Here is a 6,255-nt window from a genome sequence, read left to right as displayed (position 1 = left end):
CAATCGGCTCCCATGCCGTCCGCTGGCTCGACCCAATGTACTTCTCGGGATAACTGAGAATGCGTGATTGCGGCAGGTAGGAGGTGGGCGTTGCACACAAAGTGTCCATTTCGCGCAAAATCAGCCACGGATCTTCATCGTCTTGACACACGAGAGCGAGCTGCGGAACATACTCCGAGTATCCATCATAGCCGGTGAGGTAGTTCATATTATTCTCGTTCATGACAAGCAGCGCATCCATTCCGCGCGCCGCCATTTGCTGTCGCAGCCGAGCAGTGCGCTCGCGGTATTCCTGCTGACTAAATGCAGGTACGCGTTCCTGTTGACTAGATGTGGGCATGAGCAGCTTTCTCCTATCTTGGTAAATTCGATCGCAGGAGGCGATCAATTGGTTTTGCTTTCTTGAAAGGCGCCTTGAATCCGATCGTATATTTGGCTAGCTGGGCAGCCTAGGTCGACCCGTTCGAGGTAGTCAGGTACAGTCCGCTGCGGAGGCGTCGGCAATCAACTCCATCAGCCCATTGCTAAAGCTGCGCGGGACGAGGAGGTCGCATTCGAACTCGCTCCTGCGCAGCAGCAGCACCGGCATACGATTGAGACCCGTCTGGACTGCCCGTCCATCTCCCAGTGTCTCCCAATCCGCCGCGACACACCGCTCCAGCACCTGTTTGAGGCCCCTGCCAGACAGCCGGAGCCGAATCCTGCCCTCGCCGAGCGGGAGTGCGCAGCCGAATTCCGCGTCGACGTCGCTCACAGGCGGCGGGCCGTCGCAAAGCAGCCAAAACCGGCGCGACGCAATCCGAATGACGAGCCCATCGTCATGACGAGCAGTGTCGCCGACCTTGTTCGGCAAAGGCCCACGTAGCATCTTATTCAGTACCACCTCAAATTGTGCCATCGTGCCGTCCCAACCCTCGAATTGCAGGATCGAGCAGTCATAGGCCGCCATCTTAAACGCACCCATGCTCGGACCATCAGCCATGGAGCCGCTCTCCCTTCGGATCGAGGAAAATAGGCGAGACTATTCGGGCCCGAACCGTCTGGCCTTTCATGGGATAGGCAGCGACGATCTCAGTGCCCTCCTCCGCGGCATTTCGGGCAATCAAAGCGAGGCCAACCGAGGCGTCGAGCGTGGGGCTGTAGGTCACCGAGGTGATGCGGCCGAGACCATGGCCGTGCATCCGCTCGCCAGCCCTGAATAGAATAGCGCCTCCGCTCAACCTCTTGCCCCGCTCAAGGCAGCGTAGCCCGACCAGCCGCGGCCTCGCCGGGTCACTGAGAGCTTCACGGCGGGCAAGCACATCGCCTACATAGCCGCTGCGCTTGCCCGCCATGCGGCTGAGACCGAGGTCGTCGAGCGTCGTCCTGCCGTCGATCTCCGGCCCAGCGACATGGCCTTTCTCGACGCGCAAGCCGCCCAGAGCCTCGACCCCGTAAGACTTCTGGCCGAAAGGCGTGCCGGCCTCGATCAACCGGCACCACATTTCCTTGCCGACGCTAGCACCGGTATAGATCTCGTAAGCCCGCTCGCCCGAAAAGCTGAGACGAATGACGCGCAGGGGCTTGTCCCCATATCGACCTTCAAGAAAACCCATATGCGGCAACGCTTCATTGGAAACGTCCAGATCGGGAAGTGCGGCGGCGAGGATCTCCCGACTCTTTGGACCGGCCACTGACATCGCGGCCCATTCGTCGGTGACCGAAGTTACCGAAACGCGCAGGCCCTGCCAGGCGGTATCGAGCAGGAATTCGAGCCGGGACATCACGTCCGCGGCCTTCGCGGTCGATGTCGTCATAAAAAAGTGCCGCTCGCCGAGCCGGGTCGTTGTACCATCGTCGAAGACGATGCCATCGTCGCGCAGCATGATGCCGTAGCGCGCGCGGCCGATCGGCAGCTTGGCAAAACTGTTGACATAGACGCGGTCGAGGAATTCAGCCGCGTCCGGCCCCTGGACGTCGATCTTCCCAAGCGTGGAGATGTCCATCAGGCCGGCCGCCTCGCGCACCATTCGCATTTCCGCGAGATAGGCCTCGTCCACATCGCGGCCAGAAGCAAGATAGAACCACGGCCGCATCCAGACGCCCGACTCCAGCATCTGCGCGCCGTTGGCGACATGCCAATCATGTATTGGCGTGCGCCGGAACGGCTTGTGCTGTTGCCCCGGGCTGCGCCCCGCCAGCGCTCCGACGGCGACTGGGGTATAGGGAGGCCGGAACGTTGTCGTGCCAACGTCCCGAACCGCCATCCCGCGCAGGCCGGCCATGGCGGAAAGCGCGCGGAAATTGCTTGTCTTGCCCTGGTCGGTGCCCATCCCGAGCGTCGTATAGCGCTTCAGATGCTCGACCGACTCGTATCCCTCACGATGCGCCAGCGCGATGTCACTGACGGTTACGTCCATCTGCAGGTCAACGAAGGCCTTGCCTTTGGTAAGTTCCGCCTTTCGATTTCCGAACCACCTCGCCCCCGATCGACGGGGGAGAGGATGCTCCGGCCGCCTGGCAGGGCTACCATCCTTTCCCCTCACGAAGTGGGAGAGAGGTCCCGAGCGAAGCGAGGCGACGAGCGGGCTGGCATTGAGTCCCGCGTTGATCTCAGCAAGATCGAGGCTGAAGGGCGGCTGGACTATTTTTGTTGCGCCGCAGAACGCAGCTGCGTCGGCCCCCGCACGATGCCCTTCCTCGATGGCGCCGGCTGTGATGAAGCCTCCTGTCACAGCGCCGGCCACGAACTGCCCCGCTCCGAGCTTTCCGGGAACGAAAGCGTTTATGTCCTCGCGATATGCCGGCCTTACCCCAACATGGGAGGTCAGATGCACCGTCGGCGACCAACCGCCCGAGACCACGACCAGGTCGCATTCCAACGTAATCGTACCGCCCGGTTCGGAAAGCACAACAGCGCGTACGGCACGACGCCCCAAAGCATTGGAGATCAGCGATTTCCTGCGGACGGAAATGCCCCAGTGGCGCGACTGTTCCAATAGTTCATGTTCCGGTTCCGCGCGGCTGTCAGCTATCGTTATTTCCGCCCCGGCCGACGCAAGGTCGAAGGCTGCCGGGTAGGCGCTGTCGTTGTCTGTTGCTACCATCACCCGCGTACCCGCAAGTACGGCAAAGCGGTTCAAATAGGTCCGCGCCGCGGAGGCCAGCATTATGCCGGGCCGGTCGTTGTTGGCGAAGGTCAGCGGCCGCTCGATCGAGCCCGTAGCGTAGACGATCGTTTTCGCGTGCAAAAGCGCTACCATCTGGCGCGCCTCGCCTATTGCCGGATCGGCGGTTCCTGAGCCGTGCCGCTCCACGAGCCCGAGCACATTGCTGTCATACGCACCGAACGCAGTGGTGCGCGTCATCATCGAAACATTCGGCATGTCGGCGAGCCGTGCGAGCGTTACGGAAAGCCAGGCCCGGGCCTCGCCGTCCGCCGGCTCCGACAAAAGCGTACCGCCAGCCAAAAAATCCTGCTCTACGAGGACCACCCTGGTGCCCGCCTCGCCCGCCGCCAGCGCCGCCGAAAGCCCCGCCGGTCCGGTCCCAATCACCGCCACGTCGGCGAAGAGATGGCGCACCTCGTAGCGATCCGGGTCGGGCTCCTCGCCCGCCCGGCCGAGCCCGGCGGCCTTGCGGATGAAATGCTCATAGAACATCCATGCCCGCCGCGTCGGGCCCATGAAGGTCTTGTAGTAAAAACCGGCCGACAGAAACGGTGCGAACAGTCCGTTGACGCATTGGATGTCAAACTTCAACGACGGCCAGCGGTTCTGGCTCTCGGCAACCAGTCCGTCGGCCAGTTCCACCGTGGTCGCCGGCAGGTTCGGCTCGCGGCGACCGGCCGTCCCCACCGTCACGAGAGCATTCGGCTCCTCCGGCCCGGCAGAATAGATCCCACGCGGCCGGTGGTACTTGAAGCTGCGGCCGACCAGGCCGATTCCGTTCGCCAGCAGCGCCGAAGCGAGCGTATCGCCTCGGAATCCGGCTAAAGCCTTGCCGTCAAATCTGAATGCGATCCGTTGCGATCGGTCGATCCGGCCGCCTTCGTGAAGCCGCCTCATGCGCGCGCCTCCCGTGCGGAGCGGACCGAGGCGATCTCGTGGTTGCGTGTATCGCGCCCGACCACCAACCATTGACGGCAGCCCATCACGTGCTGCCAGTACTCGCGATGCGGTCCGGCCGGGTTCTCGCGCACGAAGACGTAACGGTACCAGGCCTCGAAATCCGCGTTGTCGTGAGAAGGACGGACGGCGGACGCGTCGCCGCCGTAGCGGAACTCATCGTGGTCGCGCGGACCGCAGCAGGGACACTCGATGCGTAGCATGGTCTTGGGGCTCTCGGTTATTGAAGCCAGGCGAACGGCCCGACGCCGGCCTCGTCGATCGTGCGGCCAGTCCAGAAACGGTCAAGGCTGTAGGCGGCGCTGAGCGGATGCGGCTTTCCGCTGGCGATGGTATGCGCGAAGCACCATCCTGAGGCCGGCGTGGCCTTGAAGCCGCCATAGCACCAGCCACCGTTTAGGTAGAGCCCGTCGACTGACGTAGGGGAGATGATGGGGCTGGCGTCCGGCGTCATGTCCATCACCCCGCCCCAGTGGCGCAAAATGCGCAGGCGGGAAATGCAGGGCATTAGCGCGACTGCCGCCTCCGCGACTTCGCGGACCATCCCGAGATTGCCGCGCTGAGCATAGGAATTATAGCCGTCGAGACCGCCGCCGAAGACCAGCCCACCCTTGTCAGACTGGCTGACGTAGAAATGCTCGGTGCCGTGGGCCACGACGTGGTGAACCAGGGGCTTGACTGGCTCCGTCACGAAAGCCTGCAGGACGTGGCTCTCGATCGGCAGTTCGAGGCCCGCCTTCCGGCCGAGCACTGATGTGTGACCCGCCACCGCAAGCCCTACTTTCCCGGCCCCAATCCGGCCCCTCGTCGTCTCCACGCCGACGATACGCTCGCCGTCACGGACGAAACCCGTCACCTCGCAGCCCTGGATGATGTCGACACCATGGGCGTCGGCGGCGCGCGCGTAGCCCCAGGCCACCGCGTCATGACGTGCCGTGCCGGCGCGGCCCTGCAAGATCGCGCCATGGATCGTGGAACGCGCCGTTTCGGAAAAATCGAGGTAGGGGACGAGCCGCCGCACCTCGTCGCGGTCGAGAATGTCGGCGTCGATGCCGTTCAGCCGCATGATGTTGGCGCGGTGGCCGAAGCCATCAAGCTGGCCGGCCGAATGGGCCGTGATGAGCATTCCGCGCTGCGAGAACATTACATTGAAATTCAGCGCCTGCGACATGCCTTCCCAGAGCTTCATCGAGAACTCGTAAAACTGGGTGTTGCCGTCGAGCAGGTAGTTGGAGCGAATGACCGTGGTGTTGCGGCCGACATTACCGCCGCCGACATAGCCCTTTTCTAGAACGGCGACGTTGCGGATGCAGTGGTTCTCGGCGAGGTAGAATGCGGTCGCGAGGCCGTGCCCGCCGCCGCCGACAATGACAACGTCATAGGCCGGCTTCGGATCGAGCGCGCGCCAGGCGCGCCGCCAGTGCCTGTCGCCGGTAAATCCATTGCGTAGGATGGGAAAAACCGAATAGCCGCGCATGCGGTTCCTTATCTGACGAAAAACACGTAGGCAAAGCTGCGGAAGGTTTCCGCGCCTTGCCCGATCATACCCGGGAGGGGTTCGGAGACTGCGATGACCGGAACGGAGAGAGCCATGCGTCGTAGTCGAGGAAGGCGATTGAGGGGAACGGCTCGATCGTAACGGGTTTGTCACCGCCGCCAGAAAACCCCATCGCGCTGCGAGGTCTTGCGACGGCGCGACCTTCGGATTCAGAATCGACGAGATTTGGCATTCCGTGTTGTCCCTTCCAGAGCATCGATGACAATTAAAACAAACGCAGATTTATGTTAGCCCGGCCTCTATCAGTTCACCGGACTAGACGAAGTCGTCCTGTATCAGGCCGGTTCGGATAGCAGCCTGGTCGTCACAGAAAACGCCTCAACCTCTCTCTGCGCTGACGAGACTGATGCTGTTGGAAACACTGCCCCTGAAGTATGCACACTTGGCGTTGGAAGCGCCAACATAGAGTCGCGAACGGTACCATCGCGTTATCAGATGACAGAAGAAGTAGACTCTTGGGATGCGCTCGCGTCAAGTTGGTCTCCGTCGAAAGGTGGACAGCTATCCGGTACGCTTTGGCGGGCCCTAGCGCAGGGCACATTGCATGTGACCAAGCCATCGCGGACATTTAAGGACAGGGATATGCGATGC

Annotated in this window: 5 protein-coding genes; all 5 read right to left on the bottom strand. The window is 62.4% G+C overall.

From position 1 onward, the window contains the following. The coding region (locus AC0L3O_RS32700) for an aminopeptidase P family N-terminal domain-containing protein (protein ID WP_473617726.1) at positions 1 to 340 on the bottom strand (340 nt) is incomplete at its 3' end. Between the two features lie 132 nt (positions 341 to 472). Next, on the bottom strand, positions 473 to 982 hold the full coding sequence (locus AC0L3O_RS32695; protein ID WP_473617725.1) for a sarcosine oxidase subunit gamma: 510 nt from the start codon (positions 980 to 982) through the stop codon (positions 473 to 475). After that, on the bottom strand, positions 975 to 4,046 hold the full coding sequence (locus AC0L3O_RS32690; protein ID WP_473617724.1) for a sarcosine oxidase subunit alpha family protein: 3,072 nt from the start codon (positions 4,044 to 4,046) through the stop codon (positions 975 to 977). Before AC0L3O_RS32690 ends, AC0L3O_RS32695 begins: the two co-directional genes overlap by 8 nt. Beyond that, entirely contained in the window at positions 4,043 to 4,309 is a 267-nt protein-coding gene (locus AC0L3O_RS32685; protein WP_473617722.1) for a sarcosine oxidase subunit delta, read from the bottom strand. Before AC0L3O_RS32685 ends, AC0L3O_RS32690 begins: the two co-directional genes overlap by 4 nt. 17 nt (positions 4,310 to 4,326) lie before the next feature. After that, positions 4,327 to 5,583, bottom strand: a complete 1,257-nt coding sequence (locus AC0L3O_RS32680; RefSeq protein WP_473617721.1) for a sarcosine oxidase subunit beta family protein — start codon at positions 5,581 to 5,583, stop codon at positions 4,327 to 4,329. Positions 5,584 to 6,255 lie beyond the last annotated feature (672 nt).

The organism is Mesorhizobium sp. WSM4810, from assembly GCF_055811235.1.
The sequence above is the reverse complement of the archived record's forward strand: the minus strand, read 5'-3'. Positions and strand labels throughout refer to the sequence as shown.